The organism is Nocardiopsis sp. NPDC058789, assembly GCF_042745575.1.
Lineage (GTDB): Bacteria > Actinomycetota > Actinomycetes > Streptosporangiales > Streptosporangiaceae > Nocardiopsis > Nocardiopsis eucommiae.
The window spans coordinates 114614-132819 of sequence record NZ_JBHYOW010000006.1; the positions used below are offsets into that span (position 1 = coordinate 114614).

The following is an 18206-nucleotide window of genomic DNA, read 5'->3' on the forward strand; positions in this document are numbered from 1 at the left end:
CTCATGGGGGAGCTCAGGGCTCCGCCCGCACAGGCCTGCCCTCTGAGCCCCACGCGCCCCGGAAGCCCCACGGTCAGGCGCCGCACCCCGCACGCCCTCACACGGGCTCACAGGGGCTCCGGGACGCACGCGCGCACGGGCTCAGACACGCACGCGCGCACGAGGCCCCTCCCGGTCTGCGCCCCGTCTACTCCGCGTGCCCCTTGCAGGGCAGCTCACGCACGCGACGGGTGAGGCTCGCCCGCCCGGCCAGCTCCTCGTCGGCCGGGTAGCGCACCTCCTCCAGGCTCAGCCCCTGCGGACCCACCACGTGCACCGACGAGTCGCGCACGGCCGCGCCCAGAACCCGTCCGGGCCACTCGACCCCTCGACGCCCGTCCCCCACCGCCAGGAGCGTCCCCACGAGGGCGCGCACCATGTTGTGGCAGAACGCGTCGGCCTGGATCGTCCCCGCGATCAGGTACTGCTCCTCCCGCACCCACTCCAGACGCAGGAGCTCGCGGATGGTCGTGGCCCCCTCACGCTTCTTGCAGAAGGCCGCGAAGTCGTGCTCGCCCACCAGCAGCGCGGCGGCCTCGTTCATCCGGTCCACGTCCACCGGGTGCCGGTGCCACAGCACGTCCCGGCGGCGCAGCGGCTCCACGCCGTACGGAGCGTCGCTGACGCGGTACACGTAGCGCCGGAACAGGGGCGAGAAGCGTGCGTCGAAACCCGGAGGGGCCACCCGGACGGCGTTGACACGCACGTCCCGGGGCAGCACGCCGGCCAGCCTGCGCAGCACCCGCTCCCCCTCGCTCTCCCAGGTCGCGACCGGCACGTCCACCTGCGCCACCTGGCCGCGCGCGTGCACCCCGGCGTCCGTGCGCCCGGCGCACGTCACCGAGGCCGACGGCAGCCGGAGCACCTTCGCCAGCGCGGACTCCAGCTCGCCCTGCACGGTGCGCCGGGTCGGCTGGGTCGCCCACCCGGAGAAGTCGGTGCCGTCGTAGGCGATGTCCAGTCGCAGCCGGACGGTCGTCTCGTTCTCGTCCATCCCCACCCCGCATCCGGGCGCGCCCCTCGGAGCGCGCCCCCATGAAAAGAAGAAGTGCCCGACCCCCGCGAGGGTCGGGCACTCGACGAGCCTGGCACGCGGGCCCGGAGGCCCCACGCACGTCAGCCCTACTTGCTCTCGGAGCTCTCCTCGGTGGCCTCGGGGGCCTCCGTGGTGGTCTCCTCGGTCGCGGCGGTCTCCTCGACGGGAGCGGCGGCCGGAGCGGCGGGCGCGTTCAGCGCCTCGACCAGCTCGATGATGGCCATCGGGGCGTTGTCGCCCTTCCGCGGACCGATCTTGGTGATACGGGTGTAACCACCGGGGCGGTTCTCGAAGCGCGGACCGATCTCGGTGAAGAGCTCGTGCACCACGGACTTGTCCGTGATCTTGGTCAGCACCTGACGACGGGCGTGCAGGTCACCGCGCTTGCCGAGCGTGATGAGCTTCTCGGCGTACGGACGCAGGCGCTTGGCCTTGGCCTCCGTGGTGCGGATACGGCCGTGCTGGAACAGCGAGGTGGCGAGGTTCGCCAGGATGTGCCGCTCGTGAGCGGGCCCGGAACCCAGACGGGCGCCCTTGGTAGGCGTGGGCATGGTGTCGTTCTCCTAGTGATGCGGTCCACGGCCGCACTCGGCCGGGGACCTTGGGGCGACGAAGGTTAGTACTGCTCCGTCTCGACGAAGGACTCACCCTCGTCGTCCTCGGAGCCGTAGGAGTCGGCCGCGGTGCTGGGGTCGAATCCGGGCGGGGAGTCCTTCAGGGACAGGCCCATGTCGATGAGCTTCTGCTTGACCTCATCGATGGACTTGGCACCGAAGTTACGGATGTCCAACAGGTCCTGCTCGGAGCGGGCAACCAGCTCACCAACGCTGTGGATGCCCTCACGCTTGAGGCAGTTGTAGGACCGGACCGTGAGGTTGAGGTCCTCGATCGGCAGCGCCAGGTCCGCCGCGAGCGCGGCGTCCGTGGGCGACGGGCCCATGTCGATGCCCTCGGCGTCGACGTTGAGCTCACGCGCCAGACCGAACAGCTCGACCAGGGTCTTGCCCGCGCTGGCCACGGCGTCACGGGGACGGATGGCCGGCTTGGTCTCGATGTCGACGATCAGGCGGTCGAAGTCGGTGCGCTGCTCGACTCGGGTGGCCTCGACCTTGTAGGTCACACGCAGCACCGGCGAGTAGATGGAGTCGATCGGGATCCGACCGATCTCCTGGCCCTGCTGCTTGTTCTGCGTCGCGGAGACGTAACCGCGGCCGCGCTCGACCGTCAGCTCCATCTCCAGCTTGCCCTTGCCGTTCAGCGTGGCGATGTGCAGGTCGGGGTTGTGCACCTCGACACCGGCCGGCGGAGCGATGTCCGCGGCGGTCACCACACCGGGGCCCTGCTTGCGCAGGTACATCAGCACCGGCTCGTCGTGCTCGGAGCTGACGACCAGACCCTTGAGGTTGAGGATCATCTCGGTGACGTCCTCCTTGACTCCGGGCACGGTGGTGAACTCGTGCTCGACGCCCTCGATGCGGATGCTGGTGACAGCGGCACCGGGGATGGAGGACAGCAGCGTGCGCCGGAGAGAGTTACCGATCGTGTAGCCGAAACCCGGCTCCAGCGGCTCGATGACAAACCTCGAACGCAGGTCCGAGACGACTTCCTCGGTGAGCGTGGGACGCTGTGCGATCAACATGGTCCGTGACTTCCCTTCCACATGGCCGACCGCTATTTGACGGCCACCGGACGGACACCACCGGAGTGGTGGTGTCCCCTGTTCGGATTCCTACCCGGTCCGCGCCGCCTCCGCACGGGAGACGGTCACGGACCACACCACGGGGTGCCCGCGCGGCAGGAGGCGCGGGCACCGGTGCCAATCAGACGCGGCGGCGCTTCGGCGGACGGCAGCCGTTGTGCGGAACCGGGGTGACGTCCTGGATGGAGCCGACCTCGAGACCGGTCGCCTGAAGCGAACGGATCGCGGTCTCCCGGCCGGAGCCCGGGCCCTTCACGAAGACGTCGACCTTGCGGACACCGTGCTCCTGGGCACGGCGGGCCGCGGCCTCGGCGGCCATCTGCGCGGCGTAGGGGGTGGACTTACGCGACCCCTTGAAGCCGACCTGACCCGAGCTGGCCCAGGCGATCACCGCACCGGTGGGGTCGGTGATGCTCACGATCGTGTTGTTGAACGTGCTCTTGATGTGAGCGTGCCCGTGGGCGATGTTCTTCTTTTCCTTGCGGCGCACCTTGCGCGCGGCACCCTGACGGCCCTTAGGCGGCATGAGCGAAACTCCCAGAGATCATCGGTCCGTGTGTATCTTCTCGGACGCGGTTGAAAGGTCCGAGGCGGACTACTTCTTGCCGGCCTTCTTCTTGCCGGCCACGGTCTTCTTCTTGCCCTTGCGGGTACGGGCGTTGGTCTGCGTGCGCTGACCGCGGACCGGAAGGCCACGACGGTGGCGAATGCCCTGGTAGCTGCCGATCTCCATCTTGCGACGGATGTCGGCCTGGACCTCGCGACGCAGGTCACCCTCGACCTGGTAGTTGGCGTCGATCCACTCGCGCAGCTTGACCAGGTCCTCTTCGGACAGCTGGTAGACGCGGGTGTTCCCGTCGACACCGGTGTTCTTCAGGGTTTCGAGGGCGCGGGTACGGCCAACCCCGAAGACGTAAGTGAGAGCGATCTCCACCCGCTTGTCGCGGGGGAGGTCAACGCCGGCAATACGTGCCATGTGGGCGAGACTCCATCCATGCATATGCGGAGGTCTGACCCGTTCCATCCTCTCGTCGCCCAATCGACGAGGCCCCGGCCTCCGACCGGGGGTTCTCCCCCGCGCGTCCTCGACGGCGGGAGATCGGAACAGGTTTTCGTTGTTTCACTGCCCGGCGGGGGGATCCTCCCCCTACCGGGTCCTCGCTGTGCGGAAGCCGCGGCGAGCGAACCGGGGGTACTAGCCCTGGCGCTGCTTGTGACGCGGGTCCGAGCAAATGACCATGATCCGACGGTTACGACGGATCACGCGGCACTTCGCGCAGATCTTCTTCACGCTCGGCTTGACCTTCATGGTGACTCCGAACTCATCACATCACCAGTCTTGGGCCGTCGGCCCCTGACGGGCTACTTGTAGCGGTAAACGATGCGCCCGCGCGTGAGGTCGTACGGGCTCAGCTCCACGACGACGCGGTCGTCGGGGAGAATACGGATGTAGTTCATCCGCATCTTGCCGCTGATGTGGGCAAGGACCGTGTGCTTGTTGTCGAGCTCTACCTTGAACATAGCGTTGGGTAGCGACTCGACAACGGAACCCTCGATCTCGATGGCGCCGTCTTTCTTCGCCATGTCCTCCACGCCTCGCTCATCAATTGGTTGATCATGACAACCCGACGCGACCCCAGTGGCCTCGCATGACGCGACAGCCCGGACGACCGGAGGATTCCTGGTCGCCAGAGCCTGAACACACTGGAAGCTCGGGCCAACTGCGAGAGAGCGTACGTCGAGTGGAATGACGTGGCACAAAGAAGGCAGACTGACCCAACAGCCCGCGTATGGGCAGTGACAGTCTATCCCCTTCGGGCAAGTACTCCTAACCGAAGGGCACAGAACCCTACACCGTACGCCCCACGGGGCGAACCGGCGCGCGGAGCGCCCTGTTCCCGCCACCGGGGGCCGCCCGGACGGTGCCCGGCGGATCCGGCGGTTCCTAGTCCTCGCCCTGCCCGCGCTGCGCGGCGAGCACCCCGAACGTCACGACGGACATCATGATCCCCCACGGGCCCAGGACCCACAGGAACCAGGGGTAGCTGGCCTCGGTGGTGAAGAACAGGATCAGCCAGATGAAGAAGCAGAGGAGGTTCACTCCACCGTAGAGGACCCACGGCACCATCAGGGCGGGGTCCCTCAGCCGCAGCGGCGGAGCCGCGGCGTCGGCCAGCGGAGCCCGGCCGACGTCGGCGAGATCGCGCTCGGGGAGGTCGCGGGTGACCAGGGCCAGTTCGTCCACGGTCCGGGACCGGTACACCTGGCTGAGGCGTTCGGTGAACTCCTCGTGGTCCAGACGCCCCTGGGCGAAGTGCTCCTGGAGGAGCCCCGCCACGCGGTCGCGTTCGGAGTCGGACGATCGCATCGAAGACACCGGGTCGGACATCGCGCGTACCTCGCCTCTCACCCGTGGGGGTGGTCGCCACCCCCGCCGCTCCGACTGATCGCCGGAGGGCGTCGGGGGGTGGGCCCGCCGTCACCAGGTCGGCTGGACGAGCCCCATCTGGGAGATTTTATCGCGGTTCGACTCACGCGCGGTCAGCACCATCGGGCCGTCCGCCGTGATCGCCACGGTGTGCTCGAAGTGGGCGGCGCGGCCACCGTCCCGGGTGACGACCGTCCAGCCGTCGTCCAGCTCCACCACGTCGTGCGAGCCGAGCGTGGTCATCGGCTCGATCGCCAGGCACATGCCCTCGACCAGCTTCTGACCACGGCCCTTCTTGCCGTAGTTGAGAACGTGCGGATCCATGTGCATCTCGGTGCCGATGCCGTGACCGCCGTACTCGCGCACGTTGCCGTAGCCGCCGTTGGCCGAGATGTGGCCGCCGATCGCGAAACCGATGTCGCCCAGGCGTTTGCCCGGCCGCATCTGCGCGATCCCCAGCCACATGGACTCCTCGCAGACCTCCATCATCGCGAGATCCTCGGGCCGGGCCTCCCCGACAGCGATGGTCACCGCGGAGTCGCCGTGCCAGCCGTCGAGGATGGCGCCGCAGTCGACGGAGATGATGTCCCCGTCCGCCAGGACGCGCTCGGCGGTCGGGATGCCGTGCACGACCTCCTCGTTCACCGAGGCGCAGATCGAGCCCGGGAAGCCGTGGTAGCCCTTGAAGGACGGAACGGCCCCGGCGTCCCGGATGACCTTCTCGGCCACCGAGTCGAGTTCGAGGGTGGACACTCCGGGCCGCACCGCGGCCCGGAGGGTGTCCAGGGCGCGGGCCACGACCTGACCCGCCGCCCTCATCTTGGCGATCTGTTCCGGCGTCTTGATCTGCACGCCCGAGCCACCTCTGGGAGACATCAGACCGCCGACCGCTTCTCCTCGATGGCGGCCTTCGCGCGGGCCGTCACCTCCGCCACGGGGCCCGTGGCGGCGATGGTGGCCAGCAGGCCCTCACCGGTGTAGAACTCGACCAGCGGAGCCGTCTGCTCGCGGTAGACCTTCAGGCGGTGCCTGATGGTCTCCTCACGGTCGTCCTCACGCTGGTACAGCGCGGCACCCTCGTTGTCGCACGTGCCCTCGACCTTCGGGGCGTCGTACTCCACGTGGTACACGCGGCCGCACTCGGGGCAGGAACGACGACCCGAGAGGCGCTTGACGACCTCCTCCTCGTCGACCCGCAGCTCCAGGACGACGTCCAGCTGGGTCCCGAGGTCCGCGAGCATGCCCTGGAGCGTCTCGGCCTGGGGGACGTTGCGGGGGAACCCGTCCAGCAGGAAACCACCCGCCGCGTCGTCCTGGGCCAGCCGGTCCTTGACCATGGCGTTGGTGACCTCGTCGGGGACGAGGTCGCCGCGGTCCATGAACTCCTTGGCCTTCTTGCCGAGTTCGGTACCACCGCTGACGTTGGCCCGGAAGATGTCACCGGTGGACACCTTCGGGATCGACAGCTCTTCCGCGAGGATCTGGGCCTGGGTGCCCTTGCCGGCCCCAGGCGGCCCCACCAATACTGCACGCATTTATCGCAGAAAACCTTCGTAGTTCCTCTGCTGGAGGTGACTCTCGATCTGCTTCACCGTGTCCAGCCCGACACCCACCATGATCAGGATGCTCGTCCCGCCGAAGGGGAAGTTCATGTCGGCACCGGTGGCGCCGAGAGCGACCATGGGCAGGAGAGCGATCACACCCAGGTACAGCGAACCGGGGGTCGTCAGACGAGTCAGGACGTAGTCCAGGTACTCGGCGGTCGGACGCCCCGGACGGATACCCGGGATGAACCCACCGTACTTCTTCATGTTGTCGGCGACTTCAGTGGGGTTGAACGTAATCGCCACGTAGAAGAACGCGAAGCCGACGATCATGACGAAGAAGGTCGCCATGTAGACGGGGTGGGTGCCCGTGAGGAAGTAGGTCTGGAAGAACTGCGCCACCGGGTGGGTGGAGTCCTGTCCGATCAGACCGACGACCAGCTGGGGGAGGTACAGCAGGGAGGAGGCGAAGATCACGGGGATGATGCCCGCCTGGTTGACCTTCAGGGGGATGTAGGTCGAGCTGCCGCCGTACATACGACGACCCACCATGCGCTTCGCGTACTGCACCGGGATACGGCGCTGCGCCTGCTCCATGAACACCACGGCGGTGATCAGGGCCAGACCGGCGAGGCAGATGATGATGAAGATCCAGACCGACCGCTCCTCGTAGAGGCCCATGATCGAGGAGGGGAACATCGCGATGACCTGGGTGAAGATCAGCAGCGACATACCGTTGCCGACACCGCGCTCGGTGATCAGCTCACCCATCCACATGATGATCGCGGTGCCCGCGGTCATCACGAAGACGATCGTCACCATGGTGAGGATGTCCTGGTTGGGCATGTAGACCGACGGGTCGATCGAGTTCTGGAAGAGGGCGCCGGTGCGGGCCATGGCCACGATGGAGGTGGCCTGGAGCACGGCGAGCATGAGGGTCAGATAGCGGGTGTACTGCGTGATCTTGCTCTGTCCGGCCTGGCCCTCCTTCTTGAGGGCCTCCAGACGCGGGATCACGACGGTGAGCAGGTTGATGATGATGCTCGCGGTGATGTACGGCATGACCCCGAGCGCGAACACCGCCAGCTGAAGCAGGGCGCCGCCACTGAACAGGTTCACCAACGCGTAGACACCGGACTGGTCCTGCGCGGTGATGAAGTCCATCTGCTCCCGGATCGCCGCCGAGTCGATGCCCGGAGCGGGAATCACCGAGCCCAGCCGGAAGATCGTCAGGATGAACAGTGTGAACAGCAGCTTATTGCGCAGGTCGGGCGTGCGGAATGCACGAACGAACGCACCTAGCACGTCTCCTCCTGCGCGGCTTCGGCGGCGGAACGGGTTCCAGACATCGCGGCCGATCCTGAATCGTCGTAGAACGTCAGCGCCGGGCCTGTCGCCCGGAGCTCGGAAGTACTCACATTACGTCAAGCGGGGAGCTCAAACAGATGGCACTGTAACAGTCATCACCTGACGCGAGGTGTCGTGAGTCATAACGATCAACACTCACAACACGTGAGGGCGCCCGCCAACAGGACCTTTCGGACCTGCCGGGCGGGCGCCCCCAGTACGCATCGTAGGGAAACCCCTACAGCTCGGTGACAGTGCCACCGGCGGCGGTGATCTTCTCCTTCGCGGAGCCGGAGAACGCGTTGGCGCTCACCTGCACGGCGACGGTGATCTCACCCGTACCCAGCACCTTGACGAGCTGGTTCTTGCGAACCGCGCCCTTGGCGACCAGGCCCTCGACGGTGACCTCGCCACCCTCGGGGTAGAGCTCGCTCAGCTTGTCCAGGTTGACGACCTGGTAGGTCGTCTTGAACCGGGCGTTGCTGAAGCCCTTGAGCTTCGGGATCCGGCGGATGAGGGGCATCTGCCCACCCTCGAAGCCGGGACGAACGGTGTTACGAGCCTTGGTGCCCTTGGTACCGCGACCAGCGGTCTTACCCTTGGAAGCCTCGCCGCGACCCTTGCGGATCTTGGCCTTGTTGCTACCCGGGGCGGGACGCAGGTGGTGCAGCTTGAGCAGCTCGTCGGGGTTGTAGTCGCTCATTCTGCGACCTCCTCGACAGTGACGAGGTGCGAGACGATCGTGATCTGCCCGCGAACCTCGGGGCGGTCCTCGCGCACGGTGGACTTACCGATCCGGCCCAGGCCCAGCGACTGGAGAGCAGCGTGCTGCTTCTCCTTGCCGCCGATCTTGGAGCGGGTCTGCGTGATCTTGATCTTGGCCATGATCAGGCTCCTGCCTTCGCCTCAGAGCGAGCGCGCAGCATGGCAGCCGGGGCCACATCCTCGATCGGCAGACCACGGCGGGCCGCGATCTCCTCGGGCTGGTTGAGACCCTTGAGCGCCGCCACCGTGGCGTGCACGATGTTCAGCGGGTTGGACGAACCGAGCGACTTGCTCAGGACGTCGTGGATGCCGGCGCACTCCAGGACGGCGCGCACGGGGCCACCGGCGATGACGCCGGTACCCGGGGCGGCCGGACGGAGCAGGACGACGCCAGCGGCTTCCTCGCCCTGGACCCGGTGCACGATGGTGCCCTGGATGCGGGGGACGCGGAAGAAGTTCCTCTTCGCGGCCTCCACGCCCTTGGCGATCGCGGCCGGAACTTCCTTGGCCTTGCCGTAACCGACGCCCACCATGCCGTTGCCGTCACCGACGACGACGAGAGCGGTGAAGGAGAAGCGACGGCCGCCCTTGACGACCTTCGCGACCCGGTTGATGGTCACGACCTTCTCGATGTAGGAGACACCCTTGTCTGCGGCGCCGCCGCGGCGATCGTCACGGCGATCACGCCGCTCGCCACCGGCGCCGCGCCGCGGTGCTGCAGCCATCAGTGATTCCTCTTCTCGTGCTTGTTCTTGGCCAGTACAGAGGTCATCGAACTAGAACTCCAGCCCGCCCTCGCGCGCCGCGTCGGCGAGCTTGGCGATACGACCGGCGTACCGGTTACCACCGCGGTCGAAGACGACCTGGGTGATACCGGCGTCCTTCGCGCGCTGCGCGACGAGCTCACCGACCTTGACGGACTTGTCGGACTTCGTGCCCTCGGCACCCCGCACGTCGGTCTCGACGCTGGAGGCGGCGACCAGGGTGTGACCCTTGGAGTCGTCGATCACCTGCGCGACGATGTGCTTGGAGGAGCGGAACACGGCCAGACGCGGACGCTCACTGGTGCCCACGACCTTCTTGCGGACCCGGAACTGCCGGCGCTTGCGGGAGGTGGTCGCCTTCGCGGTGCGCTTACGGCTCACGGTGATGCCCATGCCTACTTACCAGCCTTTCCGGCCTTGCGGCGGATGTGCTCACCCTTGTACCGCACGCCCTTGGCCTTGTACGGGTCAGGCTTGCGCAGACCACGGATGTTCGCGGCGACCTGGCCCACCAGCTGCTTGTCGATGCCCTCGACGTGGAGGATGGTCGGCTTCTCCACGCGGAAGGTGATGCCCTCGGGGGGCTCGATGACCACCGGGTGGCTGAAGCCCAGCGAGAACTCCAGGTTGGAGCCGCGGGCCTGGACGCGGTAACCCACGCCGTGGATCTCCAGCGTCTTGGCGTAGCCCTTGGAGACACCCTCGACGAGGTTGGCGATCAGCGCACGGGTCAGACCGTGCAGCGACCGGTTCTCCGGCTTGTCGTCAGGACGAGCGACCGTGACGATACCGTCCTCGAAGGAGACGGTGATCGGCTCGGCGATCGTGTGCTTGAGTTCGCCCTTCGGCCCCTTGACAGTGACGTCTTGCCCGTTAATCGTGACTTCGACGCCCTTGGGGACCGAGAGCGGCAGTCGACCGATTCGCGACATGCTTCAGTCTCTCCCTATTACCAGACGTAAGCGAGGACTTCGCCGCCCACGCCACGCTTCTTGGCCTGCTTGTCAGTCATCAGGCCACCGGACGTCGAAATGATCGCCACACCGAGGCCACCCAGCACGCGCGGAAGGTTCTCCTTCTTCGCGTACACCCGGAGACCGGGCTTGGACACCCGGCGGATTCCCGCGATGGAACGCTCACGGGTGGGGCCGTACTTCAGGTCGAGGACGAGGCTCTGGCCCACGGGGGCCTCCTCGGTCCGCCAGCCCTGAATGAAGCCCTCCTGCTGGAGGATCTCGGCGATGTGCGCCTTGATCTTGGAATACGGCATCGTCACGGTGTCGTGGTACGCCGAGTTCGCGTTACGCAGACGCGTCAGCATGTCTGCGATCGGGTCGGTCATCGTCATGGCCGACTGGCCCTTCCTCACCGCGGTTTCCGAGTGCGGGCTTTCCCAGAGCCTGCCTCTCGTCGGGGTTGCCCCCGGAGAGTGCACAAACGGACCTTCGGCGTGGTCGTGGGCACCGCGGTCCCTCCCGGGACTGCCGTGCCCTGTTGAATGGATGTAGCTGGTCCGTGCTCCGCCAGGAGGCGGCCACGGGCACTGCTTCGTACCACCGTCAGGTGGCGTTTCGGGGGGCCGACCGCGCTAGCGCGCAGGGTCGGCCCCACCGGAAACTACCAGCTCGACTTGGTGATACCGGGCAGCTCGCCCTTGTGGGCCATCTCGCGGAAGCAGATACGGCACAGGCCGAACTTCCGGAAGACGGCGCGGGGGCGGCCGCACCGCGAGCATCGAGTATACGCACGAACGCCGAACTTCGGCTTCCGCTGCGCCTTGGCGATCAGGGACTTCTTAGCCATCTGTGGTAACCCCTCAGGCTTCCTTGAACGGGAAACCGAGCCGCTTGAGCAGGCTGCGGCCGTGTTCGTCGGTGGTCGCCGTCGTGACAACCGTGATGTCCATCCCACGCTGGCGGTCGACCTTGTCCGGGTCGACCTCGTGGAACATGACCTGCTCGGTCAGACCGAAGGTGTAGTTGCCGTTCCCGTCGAACTGCTTCGGGGAAAGGCCACGGAAGTCCCTGATCCGGGGCAGGGCCAGCGAGAGCAGCCGGTCGAGGAACTCCCACATCCGGTCGCCGCGCAGCGTGACGCTGGCGCCGATCGGCTGACCCTCGCGCAGCTTGAACTGCGCGATGGAGTTCCGGGCACGGTTGATCTTCGGCTTCTGACCGGTGATCGCCGTAAGGTCGGCGATCGCGCCCTGGATCAGCTTCGCGTCACGAGCCGCCTCGCCCACGCCCATGTTGACCACGATCTTCGTGAGACCGGGGATCTGCATGACGTTGGCGATGTCGAACTCGTCCTTGAGGCCCGCAGCGATCTCGTTGCGGTACTTCTCCTTGAGCCGCGGCATCGGAGGGGCGGTGATGTCGTTGGTAACCGTCATCAGATGTCCTTACCGGTGCGGCGGGAGACCCGAACCTTGGTTCCGTCTTCCTCGAAGCGGTAGCCGACCCGAGTGGCCTTGCCGTCCTCCGCGAGCGAAACGTTGCTCACGTGGATGGGGGCCTCCTTCGTGACGACCTCGCCCTGCTGGCCGCCCGCCGGGTTGGCCTTCCTGTGCTTCTTGACCAGGTTGACGCCCTCGACGATGACACGGTCTTCCTTCGGCAGGGCCTTGACGACCTTGCCGGTGGCACCCTTGTCCTTGCCGGCGAGAACGATGACCTCGTCGCCAGATTTGATCTTCATCGCTTAGAGCACCTCCGGCGCCAGCGAAATGATGCGCATGTACTTCTTGTCACGCAGCTCACGGCCGACCGGGCCGAAGATGCGGGTGCCTCGCGGGTCCCCACCGTCCTTGATGAGCACGGCAGCGTTCTCATCGAAGCGGATGTAGGAGCCGTCGGGCCGGCGGCGCTCCTTGACGGTGCGCACGACAACGGCCTTGACGACGTCGCCCTTCTTGACTCCAGCGCCAGGCAGGGCGTCCTTCACCGTGGCGACGATCGTGTCGCCGATCCCGGCGTAGCGCCGACCCGAGCCACCGAGAACACGGATGGTAAGGATCTCCTTGGCACCCGTGTTGTCGGCGACCTTGAGTCGCGACTCCTGCTGAATCACGTCTGCTCCTGATGTGATGCGTGCGGTCCACTGCCGCACGGCTAGGTGGTCTCACCCCTCTGGTCGGCGGCCGGCAACGAGTGCCGGCCGCCAACAGGCTGGGGTTACTTAGCCTTCTCCAGGATCTCCACGACGCGCCAACGCTTCGTCGCGGAGAGCGGCCGGGTCTCCATCATGCGGACCCGGTCGCCGACGCCAGCGGAGTTCGCCTCGTCGTGCGCCTTGTACTTGGTCGTCCGACGGATGACCTTGCCGTACAGGGCGTGCTTGACGCGGTCCTCGACCTCGACAACGACGGTCTTGTCCATCTTGTCGCTGACGACGTAGCCCTCGCGCACCTTGCGGTAGTTGCGCGTCGCGGTCTGGTTCTCACTCATTCGGCTGCTTCCTTCGTCTCCTCAGCCGACTCACCAGACAGCGGGACGATGCCCAGCTCGTGCTCGCGCAGGACCGTGTAGATCCTGGCGATCTCGCGCTTGACAGTGCGCAGACGGCTGTGGTTGTCGAGCTGGCCGGTGGCGGCCTGGAAGCGGAGGTTGAAGAGCTCTTCCTTGGCTTCCTTGAGCTTCGTGACCAGGTCCTCGACGGACTGGTCGCGCAGCTCGTGGGCAGTCACGGACTTCGCCACTACTCCCACACCTCCCGCTTAACAAACTTGCACTTCATCGGGAGCTTGTGCATCGCACGGCGCAGGGCCTCCTTGGCCACGGCCTCGGGCACGCCCGACAGCTCGAACATCACGCGCCCCGGCTTGACCGGCGCGACCCACCACTCGGGCGAACCCTTACCGGAGCCCATGCGGACCTCGGCGGGCTTCTTCGTCAGCGGACGGTCCGGGAAGATGTTGATCCACACCTTGCCGCCACGCTTGATGTGACGCGTCATGGCGATACGAGCGGACTCGATCTGACGGTTCGTCACGTAGGCCGACTCCAGGGCCTGGATACCGAACTCGCCGAAGGCGACCGTGGTACCACGCTGAGCCTTGCCACGAAGGTCCGGGTGGTGCTGCTTCCGGTACTTGACCTTACGAGGAATAAGCATCGGTTAGCTCCCCTCGGTCTTCGGGGCCTCGGCCGAAGCACCAGCCTTGGCGTCGGTGCCCGGGGCGCCAGCGGCACCGCCACGACGGCGGCGCTGCGGACGCTCACGGCGCTGACCGCCACCGGCGGTGCGCTGGGCGGCCTGGGCCGCCTCGCGCTCGGCGCGGGTCACAGGGGCGTCGCCCTTGTAGATCCACACCTTGACGCCGATGCGACCGAACGTCGTACGGGCCTCGAAGAAGCCGTAGTCGATGTCGGCGCGCAGCGTGTGCAGCGGGACGCGACCCTCGCGGTAGAACTCCGAGCGGGACATCTCAGCCCCACCCAGACGACCACCGCACTGGATACGAATACCCTTGGCGCCACTCTTCATGGCGCTCTGCATGGCCTTGCGCATCGCGCGGCGGAACGCCACGCGGCTGCTCAGCTGCTCAGCGACGCCCTGGGCGACGAGCTGCGCGTCGATCTCGGGGTTCTTGACCTCGAAGACGTTCAGCTGCACCTGCTTGCCGGTGAGCTTCTCCAGGTCCGTACGGATCCGGTCGGCCTCGACGCCGCGACGGCCGATGACGATGCCCGGCCGGGCGGTGTAGACGTCCACGCGGACACGGTCACGGGTGCGCTCGATCTCGACCTTGGAGATGCCCGCGCGCTCCATGCCACGGGTCAGCATCCGACGGATCGCGACGTCTTCCTTGACGTAGTCCTTGTAGGACTTGTCGGCGTACCAGCGGCTCTTGAAGTCGGTGGTGATGCCGAGGCGGAACCCGTGCGGGTTTACCTTCTGTCCCACTATCGGGTCCTTTCCTTGGTCTTGGACGAGGCGCCCGCGCCCTCAGCGACGACCACGGTGATGTGGCTCGTGCGCTTGGTGACCCGGAAAGCCCGGCCGAAGCCGCGGGGACGAATGCGCTTCAGGGTCGGACCCTCGTCCACCCAGACGCGCTCGACCACCAGGGACTCACGGTCCAGCTTGTCGTTGTGCTCAGCGTTGGCGATGGCGCTAGCCAGCACCTTGCCAACGGGCTCGCTCGCCGACTGGGGCGCGAACCGGAGCACCGCCTGTGCCTCGTCAGCGGGCAACCCGCGAATAAGGTCCGCCACCCGGCGAGCCTTTCGGGGCGTAACGCGGACGAACCGCGCCTGTGCCCTCGTTCCCATCGCTTTTCCCTCGCTCACGGAAATTCCTTCCCCACTCACCGTGGAGAAAATGGTTCTTACAACTGCTGCAACCGCTAGCGGCGGCTGCGGCGGTCGTCCTTGACGTGGCTACGGAAAGTACGCGTGGGAGCGAACTCACCGAGCTTGTGGCCGACCATCGACTCCGACACGAACACCGGAACGTGCTTGCGGCCGTCGTGGACGGCGATCGTGTGACCGATCATCTCCGGGACGATCATGGATCGCCGGGACCACGTCTTGATGACGTTCTTGGTCCCCTTCTCGTTCTGGACTTCCACCTTCTTGATGAGGTGGTCGTCGACGAAGGGACCCTTCTTAAGGCTACGTGGCATCAGACGTGCTCCTTACCGCTTCTTCTTACCGCTACGCCGACGCCGCACGATCAGCTTGTCGCTGGCCTTGTTCTTGGCCCTGGTCCGGCCTTCCTTCTTGCCCCAGGGGCTGACCGGGTGACGACCACCGGAGGTCTTGCCCTCACCACCACCGTGCGGGTGGTCGACCGGGTTCATGACCACACCACGGACGGTCGGGCGCTTGCCCTTCCACCGCGAGCGGCCGGCCTTACCCCAGTTGATGTTGGACTGCTCGGCGTTGCCGACCTGACCAACCGTGGCGCGGCAGGAGATCTCGACCATGCGCATCTCACCGGAGGGCATACGCAGCGTGGCGTAACGGCCCTCCTTGGCGAGGAGCTGGATCTGCGACCCCGCGGAACGACCCAGCTTGGCACCGCCACCGGGCTTCAGCTCGACCGCGTGCACGAACGTACCCGTGGGGATGTTGCGCAGCGGGAGGCAGTTGCCCGGCTTGATGTCGGACTGGGGGCCGTTCTCGATCTTGTCGCCCTGCTTGAGGCCGGCGGGCGCCAGAATGTAGCGCTTCTCACCGTCCACGTAGTGGAGCAGAGCGATGCGAGCGGTGCGGTTGGGGTCGTACTCGATGTGAGCGACCTTGGCCGGCACGCCGTCCTTGTCGTGACGACGGAAGTCGATCACGCGGTAGGCGCGCTTGTGGCCACCACCCTGGTGACGAGCGGTGATCCGGCCGTGGCCGTTACGACCGCCCTTGGAGTGAAGCGGACGGACCAGGGACTTCTCCGGCTCCGAACGCGTGATCTCGACGAAGTCGCTCACGCTGGAGCCGCGACGACCCGGCGTCGTCGGCTTGTACTTACGAATGCCCATCTTCTTCGCGCATTCCTTTACGTGTTGCTTGACATGTAGCGGTCAGACCCGGGAGAGGTCAGACACCGAAGATGTCGATCCGCTGGCCGTCGGCCACGCTGACGATCGCGCGCTTGGTGTCGGGACGCTTCCCGAAGCCGAAACGGGTGCGCTTGCGCTTACCCTTCCGGTTGATCGTGTTCACGCTCGTGACCTTCACTTCGAAGATCTTCTCGATCGCGATCTTGATCTGGGTCTTGTTGGCGTCCGGGCGAACGATGAACGTGTACTTGTTCTCGTCCATGAGCCCGTAGCTCTTCTCGGAGATCACCGGCTCGACGATGATGTCCCGGTGGTCGGCGATCCTCACTGGTCGTCCTCCTCGGACTCAGCGGCCTTCGAGGTACCGGCCGCGTGGGCCAGGAACTCGGCGTAGCCCGCCTCGGTGAAGACCACGTCGTCCGAGTAGAGGACGTCGTAGGTGTTCACCTGGTCCGCGTCGAGGATGTGGACCTCTTCGAGGTTGCGCAGGGCGCGCCGGTTGTGCTCGTCCTCGCGGGCCAGGACGACGAGGACCTTGTCGGACTCGGTGACCTGACGCAGCGACTTCAGAGCGGTCTGCGTGAACTTGTTCTCCGCGTCCTCAGCGACGAAGGTGCTGATGACGTGGATACGGCCGTGGTTGGCCCGGTCCGAGAGGGCGCCACGCAGGGCGGCGGCCTTCATCTTCTTCGGGGTCCGCTGGCTGTAGTCACGCGGCTGGGGACCGTGAACGGTGCCACCACCGGTGTACTGCGGGGCGCGGATCGAGCCCTGACGGGCACGACCGGTTCCCTTCTGGCGGTAGGGCTTCTTGCCACCGCCGCGGACCTCGCCGCGGGTCTTGGTGGCGTGCGTGCCCTGCCGGCCGGCGGCCAGCTGGCCGTTCACGACCTGGTGGATCAGCGGGATGCTGACCTGCTGGGCGAAGACGGACTCGGGAAGCTCGACGCTGCCCTTGGAGCCGCCCTCGGGGTTCTTGACCTCGATCTGGGCCATGACTTACTTGTCCCCCTTCACAGCGGTGCGGACGAGCACCAGACCGCCGTTGGGACCGGGGACAGCACCCTTGACCAGGATGAGGCCCTTCTCCGCGTCCACAGAGTGAACGGTCAGGTTCTGGACGGTCTTGCGCACGTTGCCCATGCGCCCGGCCATCCGCATGCCCTTGAAAACGCGGCCGGGCGTGGCGCAGCCGCCGATGGAGCCGGGAGAGCGGTGCTTGCGCTGGGTGCCGTGCGAGGCGGAGAGACCACGGAAACCGTGGCGCTTCATCACACCGGCGAAACCCTTGCCCTTGCTCTTGCCCGTGACGTCGACCTTCTGGCCGCTCTCGAACGCGGCGGCGTCGACTTCCTGGCCGAGCGTGTACTCGGAGGCGTCGGTGGTGCGCACCTCGACGTAGTGACGGCGCGGGGTCAGGTCGTTCGCGCGCAGGTAGTCGCCCAGGGGCTTGTTGACCTTGCGCGGGTTGATCTGCCCGTAGCCGAGCTGGATGGCGGAGTAGCCATCGGTGTCAGGGGTCCGGATGCGGCTCACGACGCACGGACCGGCCTTCAGGACGGTCACGGGCACCATCTTGCCCGCGTCGTCGAAGACCTGGGTCATGCCGAGCTTTTCGCCCAGAACTCCCTTGATCTGCTTGGTGGCCATGTCTGTGCGTCCTTAAAGCTTGATCTCGATGTCAACGCCAGCCGGGAGGTCGAGTCGCATGAGCGAGTCCACCGTCTTCGGCGTGGGGTCGATGATGTCGATCAGCCGCTTGTGGGTGCGCATCTCGAAGTGCTCGCGCGAGTCCTTGTACTTGTGCGGCGATCGGATGACGCAGTAAACGTTCTTCTCCGTCGGCAGCGGCACCGGGCCCGCGACCTGTGCGCCAGTTCGCGTCACAGTCTCAACGATCTTGCGCGCCGAGCTGTCGATGACCTCGTGGTCATAGGCCTTTAGCCGAATGCGGATCTTCTGTCCCGCCATGTGGCCTGTTCGTCCTTCGCTTCAGTGTCCGTAACGGTGAGCTGTCCGGTCACAGACGCCCAGGCCCGTCGGCGAATCCGCCGGCGTGTTGGCCGTGAGCCCCTATTCCCTTGA

General features: G+C 66.5%; 32 protein-coding genes. All 32 read right to left on the bottom strand.

Features of this window, described 5'->3' with window-relative positions; genetic code table 11:
• Positions 1-187: 187 nt before the first annotated feature.
• Complete coding sequence (gene truA, locus ACFW3L_RS10135) at positions 188-1033, bottom strand: tRNA pseudouridine(38-40) synthase TruA (protein ID WP_352388748.1); 846 nt, start codon at positions 1031-1033, stop codon at positions 188-190.
• A gap of 128 nt (positions 1034-1161) precedes the next feature.
• The gene (gene rplQ, locus ACFW3L_RS10140) at positions 1162-1626 is read right to left on the bottom strand and encodes a 50S ribosomal protein L17 (RefSeq protein ID WP_378738521.1); all 465 of its coding nucleotides are present in this window, start codon (positions 1624-1626) and stop codon (positions 1162-1164) included.
• Positions 1627-1691: 65 nt separating this feature from the next.
• Positions 1692-2714 carry a DNA-directed RNA polymerase subunit alpha gene (locus ACFW3L_RS10145; RefSeq protein ID WP_017542981.1) on the bottom strand — a complete coding sequence of 341 codons (1023 nt, stop codon included), beginning with the start codon at positions 2712-2714 and terminating at the stop codon, positions 1692-1694.
• A gap of 181 nt (positions 2715-2895) precedes the next feature.
• Positions 2896-3300: a 30S ribosomal protein S11 gene (gene rpsK, locus ACFW3L_RS10150; protein ID WP_017542982.1), complete on the bottom strand. Its 405-nt coding sequence runs from the start codon at positions 3298-3300 to the stop codon at positions 2896-2898.
• 69 nt (positions 3301-3369) lie between these two features.
• Positions 3370-3750, bottom strand: coding sequence for a 30S ribosomal protein S13 (gene rpsM, locus ACFW3L_RS10155; RefSeq protein ID WP_017542983.1), 381 nt, complete (start codon positions 3748-3750; stop codon positions 3370-3372).
• Positions 3751-3969: 219 nt separating this feature from the next.
• Positions 3970-4083 (bottom strand): 50S ribosomal protein L36, encoded by a 114-nt coding sequence (rpmJ, locus tag ACFW3L_RS10160; RefSeq protein WP_082206327.1) that lies wholly within the window; start codon positions 4081-4083, stop codon positions 3970-3972.
• Positions 4084-4136: 53 nt separating this feature from the next.
• Positions 4137-4358, bottom strand: a complete 222-nt coding sequence (infA, locus tag ACFW3L_RS10165) for a translation initiation factor IF-1 (RefSeq protein WP_017578623.1) — start codon at positions 4356-4358, stop codon at positions 4137-4139.
• 361 nt (positions 4359-4719) lie between these two features.
• Complete coding sequence (locus ACFW3L_RS10170; protein ID WP_378738525.1) at positions 4720-5163, bottom strand: DUF1707 domain-containing protein; 444 nt, start codon at positions 5161-5163, stop codon at positions 4720-4722.
• A gap of 90 nt (positions 5164-5253) precedes the next feature.
• Entirely contained in the window at positions 5254-6078 is an 825-nt protein-coding gene (map, locus tag ACFW3L_RS10175) for a type I methionyl aminopeptidase (RefSeq protein ID WP_378738527.1), read from the bottom strand.
• On the bottom strand, positions 6078-6737 hold the full coding sequence (locus ACFW3L_RS10180; RefSeq protein ID WP_378738529.1) for an adenylate kinase: 660 nt from the start codon (positions 6735-6737) through the stop codon (positions 6078-6080). The genes map and ACFW3L_RS10180 overlap by 1 nt, the downstream gene beginning before the upstream one ends.
• The gene (secY, locus tag ACFW3L_RS10185; RefSeq protein WP_378738531.1) at positions 6738-8051 is read right to left on the bottom strand and encodes a preprotein translocase subunit SecY; all 1314 of its coding nucleotides are present in this window, start codon (positions 8049-8051) and stop codon (positions 6738-6740) included.
• A 280-nt stretch (positions 8052-8331) separates the two neighbouring features.
• A complete protein-coding gene (gene rplO / locus ACFW3L_RS10190) occupies positions 8332-8796 on the bottom strand; it encodes a 50S ribosomal protein L15 (protein ID WP_017542990.1) in 465 nt (154 codons plus the stop codon).
• Positions 8793-8978 (bottom strand): 50S ribosomal protein L30, encoded by a 186-nt coding sequence (rpmD, locus tag ACFW3L_RS10195; RefSeq protein WP_014912857.1) that lies wholly within the window; start codon positions 8976-8978, stop codon positions 8793-8795. The genes rplO and rpmD overlap by 4 nt, the downstream gene beginning before the upstream one ends.
• Positions 8979-8980: 2 nt before the next feature.
• Positions 8981-9583, bottom strand: coding sequence for a 30S ribosomal protein S5 (rpsE, locus tag ACFW3L_RS10200; RefSeq protein WP_017542992.1), 603 nt, complete (start codon positions 9581-9583; stop codon positions 8981-8983).
• 51 nt (positions 9584-9634) lie between these two features.
• Complete coding sequence (gene rplR, locus ACFW3L_RS10205) at positions 9635-10015, bottom strand: 50S ribosomal protein L18 (RefSeq protein WP_017542993.1); 381 nt, start codon at positions 10013-10015, stop codon at positions 9635-9637.
• A gap of 2 nt (positions 10016-10017) precedes the next feature.
• The gene (gene rplF / locus ACFW3L_RS10210) at positions 10018-10554 is read right to left on the bottom strand and encodes a 50S ribosomal protein L6 (RefSeq protein ID WP_378738534.1); all 537 of its coding nucleotides are present in this window, start codon (positions 10552-10554) and stop codon (positions 10018-10020) included.
• Positions 10555-10571: 17 nt separating this feature from the next.
• A complete protein-coding gene (gene rpsH, locus ACFW3L_RS10215) occupies positions 10572-10970 on the bottom strand; it encodes a 30S ribosomal protein S8 (RefSeq protein WP_026119486.1) in 399 nt (132 codons plus the stop codon).
• Positions 10971-11239: 269 nt separating this feature from the next.
• Entirely contained in the window at positions 11240-11425 is a 186-nt protein-coding gene (locus ACFW3L_RS10220; RefSeq protein WP_378738537.1) for a type Z 30S ribosomal protein S14, read from the bottom strand.
• Positions 11426-11438: 13 nt separating this feature from the next.
• Entirely contained in the window at positions 11439-12014 is a 576-nt protein-coding gene (gene rplE, locus ACFW3L_RS10225) for a 50S ribosomal protein L5 (protein WP_378738540.1), read from the bottom strand.
• Positions 12014-12319 carry a 50S ribosomal protein L24 gene (rplX, locus tag ACFW3L_RS10230; RefSeq protein ID WP_378738542.1) on the bottom strand — a complete coding sequence of 102 codons (306 nt, stop codon included), beginning with the start codon at positions 12317-12319 and terminating at the stop codon, positions 12014-12016. The genes rplE and rplX overlap by 1 nt, the downstream gene beginning before the upstream one ends.
• A 3-nt stretch (positions 12320-12322) precedes the next feature.
• Complete coding sequence (rplN, locus tag ACFW3L_RS10235; RefSeq protein ID WP_013156121.1) at positions 12323-12691, bottom strand: 50S ribosomal protein L14; 369 nt, start codon at positions 12689-12691, stop codon at positions 12323-12325.
• A 104-nt stretch (positions 12692-12795) separates the two neighbouring features.
• A complete protein-coding gene (gene rpsQ / locus ACFW3L_RS10240; RefSeq protein WP_017542998.1) occupies positions 12796-13068 on the bottom strand; it encodes a 30S ribosomal protein S17 in 273 nt (90 codons plus the stop codon).
• Positions 13065-13319: a 50S ribosomal protein L29 gene (rpmC, locus tag ACFW3L_RS10245; RefSeq protein ID WP_017542999.1), complete on the bottom strand. Its 255-nt coding sequence runs from the start codon at positions 13317-13319 to the stop codon at positions 13065-13067. Before rpmC ends, rpsQ begins: the two co-directional genes overlap by 4 nt.
• Positions 13319-13735, bottom strand: a complete 417-nt coding sequence (gene rplP, locus ACFW3L_RS10250; protein ID WP_378738545.1) for a 50S ribosomal protein L16 — start codon at positions 13733-13735, stop codon at positions 13319-13321. Before rplP ends, rpmC begins: the two co-directional genes overlap by 1 nt.
• 3 nt (positions 13736-13738) lie before the next feature.
• Complete coding sequence (rpsC, locus tag ACFW3L_RS10255; protein WP_049569156.1) at positions 13739-14527, bottom strand: 30S ribosomal protein S3; 789 nt, start codon at positions 14525-14527, stop codon at positions 13739-13741.
• On the bottom strand, positions 14527-14895 hold the full coding sequence (rplV, locus tag ACFW3L_RS10260; protein WP_017543002.1) for a 50S ribosomal protein L22: 369 nt from the start codon (positions 14893-14895) through the stop codon (positions 14527-14529). The genes rpsC and rplV overlap by 1 nt, the downstream gene beginning before the upstream one ends.
• A 74-nt stretch (positions 14896-14969) precedes the next feature.
• The gene (gene rpsS / locus ACFW3L_RS10265) at positions 14970-15248 is read right to left on the bottom strand and encodes a 30S ribosomal protein S19 (RefSeq protein ID WP_017543003.1); all 279 of its coding nucleotides are present in this window, start codon (positions 15246-15248) and stop codon (positions 14970-14972) included.
• Between the two features lie 12 nt (positions 15249-15260).
• Complete coding sequence (rplB, locus tag ACFW3L_RS10270) at positions 15261-16100, bottom strand: 50S ribosomal protein L2 (protein ID WP_017543004.1); 840 nt, start codon at positions 16098-16100, stop codon at positions 15261-15263.
• 58 nt (positions 16101-16158) lie between these two features.
• The gene (gene rplW / locus ACFW3L_RS10275; protein ID WP_017588427.1) at positions 16159-16449 is read right to left on the bottom strand and encodes a 50S ribosomal protein L23; all 291 of its coding nucleotides are present in this window, start codon (positions 16447-16449) and stop codon (positions 16159-16161) included.
• Positions 16446-17117, bottom strand: a complete 672-nt coding sequence (gene rplD / locus ACFW3L_RS10280; protein ID WP_378738548.1) for a 50S ribosomal protein L4 — start codon at positions 17115-17117, stop codon at positions 16446-16448. The genes rplW and rplD overlap by 4 nt, the downstream gene beginning before the upstream one ends.
• Before the next feature lie 3 nt (positions 17118-17120).
• Positions 17121-17771, bottom strand: coding sequence for a 50S ribosomal protein L3 (gene rplC / locus ACFW3L_RS10285; protein ID WP_357760506.1), 651 nt, complete (start codon positions 17769-17771; stop codon positions 17121-17123).
• 12 nt (positions 17772-17783) lie between these two features.
• Positions 17784-18092, bottom strand: a complete 309-nt coding sequence (gene rpsJ / locus ACFW3L_RS10290) for a 30S ribosomal protein S10 (RefSeq protein WP_013156110.1) — start codon at positions 18090-18092, stop codon at positions 17784-17786.
• Between the last annotated feature and the right edge of the window lie 114 nt (positions 18093-18206).

Excerpts from the sequence above, each read along its gene's own strand:
- rpsM (WP_017542983.1), bottom strand. The coding sequence starts at position 3,750 with ATGGCACGTATTGCCGGCGTTGACCTCCCCCGCGACAAGCGGGTGGAG.
- rpsQ (WP_017542998.1), bottom strand. The coding sequence starts at position 13,068 with ATGAGTGAGAACCAGACCGCGACGCGCAACTACCGCAAGGTGCGCGAG.
- rplR (WP_017542993.1), bottom strand. The coding sequence starts at position 10,015 with ATGGGCATCACCGTGAGCCGTAAGCGCACCGCGAAGGCGACCACCTCC.
- rplO (WP_017542990.1), bottom strand. The coding sequence starts at position 8,796 with ATGAGCGACTACAACCCCGACGAGCTGCTCAAGCTGCACCACCTGCGT.
- ACFW3L_RS10145 (WP_017542981.1), bottom strand. The coding sequence starts at position 2,714 with ATGTTGATCGCACAGCGTCCCACGCTCACCGAGGAAGTCGTCTCGGAC.
- ACFW3L_RS10180 (WP_378738529.1), bottom strand. The coding sequence starts at position 6,737 with ATGCGTGCAGTATTGGTGGGGCCGCCTGGGGCCGGCAAGGGCACCCAG.
- ACFW3L_RS10170 (WP_378738525.1), bottom strand. The coding sequence starts at position 5,163 with ATGTCCGACCCGGTGTCTTCGATGCGATCGTCCGACTCCGAACGCGAC.
- rplB (WP_017543004.1), bottom strand. The coding sequence starts at position 16,100 with ATGGGCATTCGTAAGTACAAGCCGACGACGCCGGGTCGTCGCGGCTCC.
- rpsE (WP_017542992.1), bottom strand. The coding sequence starts at position 9,583 with ATGGCTGCAGCACCGCGGCGCGGCGCCGGTGGCGAGCGGCGTGATCGC.
- rpsJ (WP_013156110.1), bottom strand. The coding sequence starts at position 18,092 with ATGGCGGGACAGAAGATCCGCATTCGGCTAAAGGCCTATGACCACGAG.
- rplX (WP_378738542.1), bottom strand. The coding sequence starts at position 12,319 with ATGAAGATCAAATCTGGCGACGAGGTCATCGTTCTCGCCGGCAAGGAC.
- infA (WP_017578623.1), bottom strand. The coding sequence starts at position 4,358 with ATGGCGAAGAAAGACGGCGCCATCGAGATCGAGGGTTCCGTTGTCGAG.
- rplV (WP_017543002.1), bottom strand. The coding sequence starts at position 14,895 with ATGGGAACGAGGGCACAGGCGCGGTTCGTCCGCGTTACGCCCCGAAAG.
- rpmD (WP_014912857.1), bottom strand. The coding sequence starts at position 8,978 with ATGGCCAAGATCAAGATCACGCAGACCCGCTCCAAGATCGGCGGCAAG.
- rplC (WP_357760506.1), bottom strand. The coding sequence starts at position 17,771 with ATGGCCACCAAGCAGATCAAGGGAGTTCTGGGCGAAAAGCTCGGCATG.
- rplD (WP_378738548.1), bottom strand. The coding sequence starts at position 17,117 with ATGGCCCAGATCGAGGTCAAGAACCCCGAGGGCGGCTCCAAGGGCAGC.
- rpmJ (WP_082206327.1), bottom strand. The coding sequence starts at position 4,083 with ATGAAGGTCAAGCCGAGCGTGAAGAAGATCTGCGCGAAGTGCCGCGTG.
- rplQ (WP_378738521.1), bottom strand. The coding sequence starts at position 1,626 with ATGCCCACGCCTACCAAGGGCGCCCGTCTGGGTTCCGGGCCCGCTCAC.
- rpsH (WP_026119486.1), bottom strand. The coding sequence starts at position 10,970 with ATGACGATGACCGACCCGATCGCAGACATGCTGACGCGTCTGCGTAAC.
- truA (WP_352388748.1), bottom strand. The coding sequence starts at position 1,033 with ATGGACGAGAACGAGACGACCGTCCGGCTGCGACTGGACATCGCCTAC.
- rpsK (WP_017542982.1), bottom strand. The coding sequence starts at position 3,300 with ATGCCGCCTAAGGGCCGTCAGGGTGCCGCGCGCAAGGTGCGCCGCAAG.
- rplP (WP_378738545.1), bottom strand. The coding sequence starts at position 13,735 with ATGCTTATTCCTCGTAAGGTCAAGTACCGGAAGCAGCACCACCCGGAC.
- rplF (WP_378738534.1), bottom strand. The coding sequence starts at position 10,554 with ATGTCGCGAATCGGTCGACTGCCGCTCTCGGTCCCCAAGGGCGTCGAA.
- rplE (WP_378738540.1), bottom strand. The coding sequence starts at position 12,014 with ATGACGGTTACCAACGACATCACCGCCCCTCCGATGCCGCGGCTCAAG.
- rpsS (WP_017543003.1), bottom strand. The coding sequence starts at position 15,248 with ATGCCACGTAGCCTTAAGAAGGGTCCCTTCGTCGACGACCACCTCATC.
- map (WP_378738527.1), bottom strand. The coding sequence starts at position 6,078 with ATGTCTCCCAGAGGTGGCTCGGGCGTGCAGATCAAGACGCCGGAACAG.
- ACFW3L_RS10220 (WP_378738537.1), bottom strand. The coding sequence starts at position 11,425 with ATGGCTAAGAAGTCCCTGATCGCCAAGGCGCAGCGGAAGCCGAAGTTC.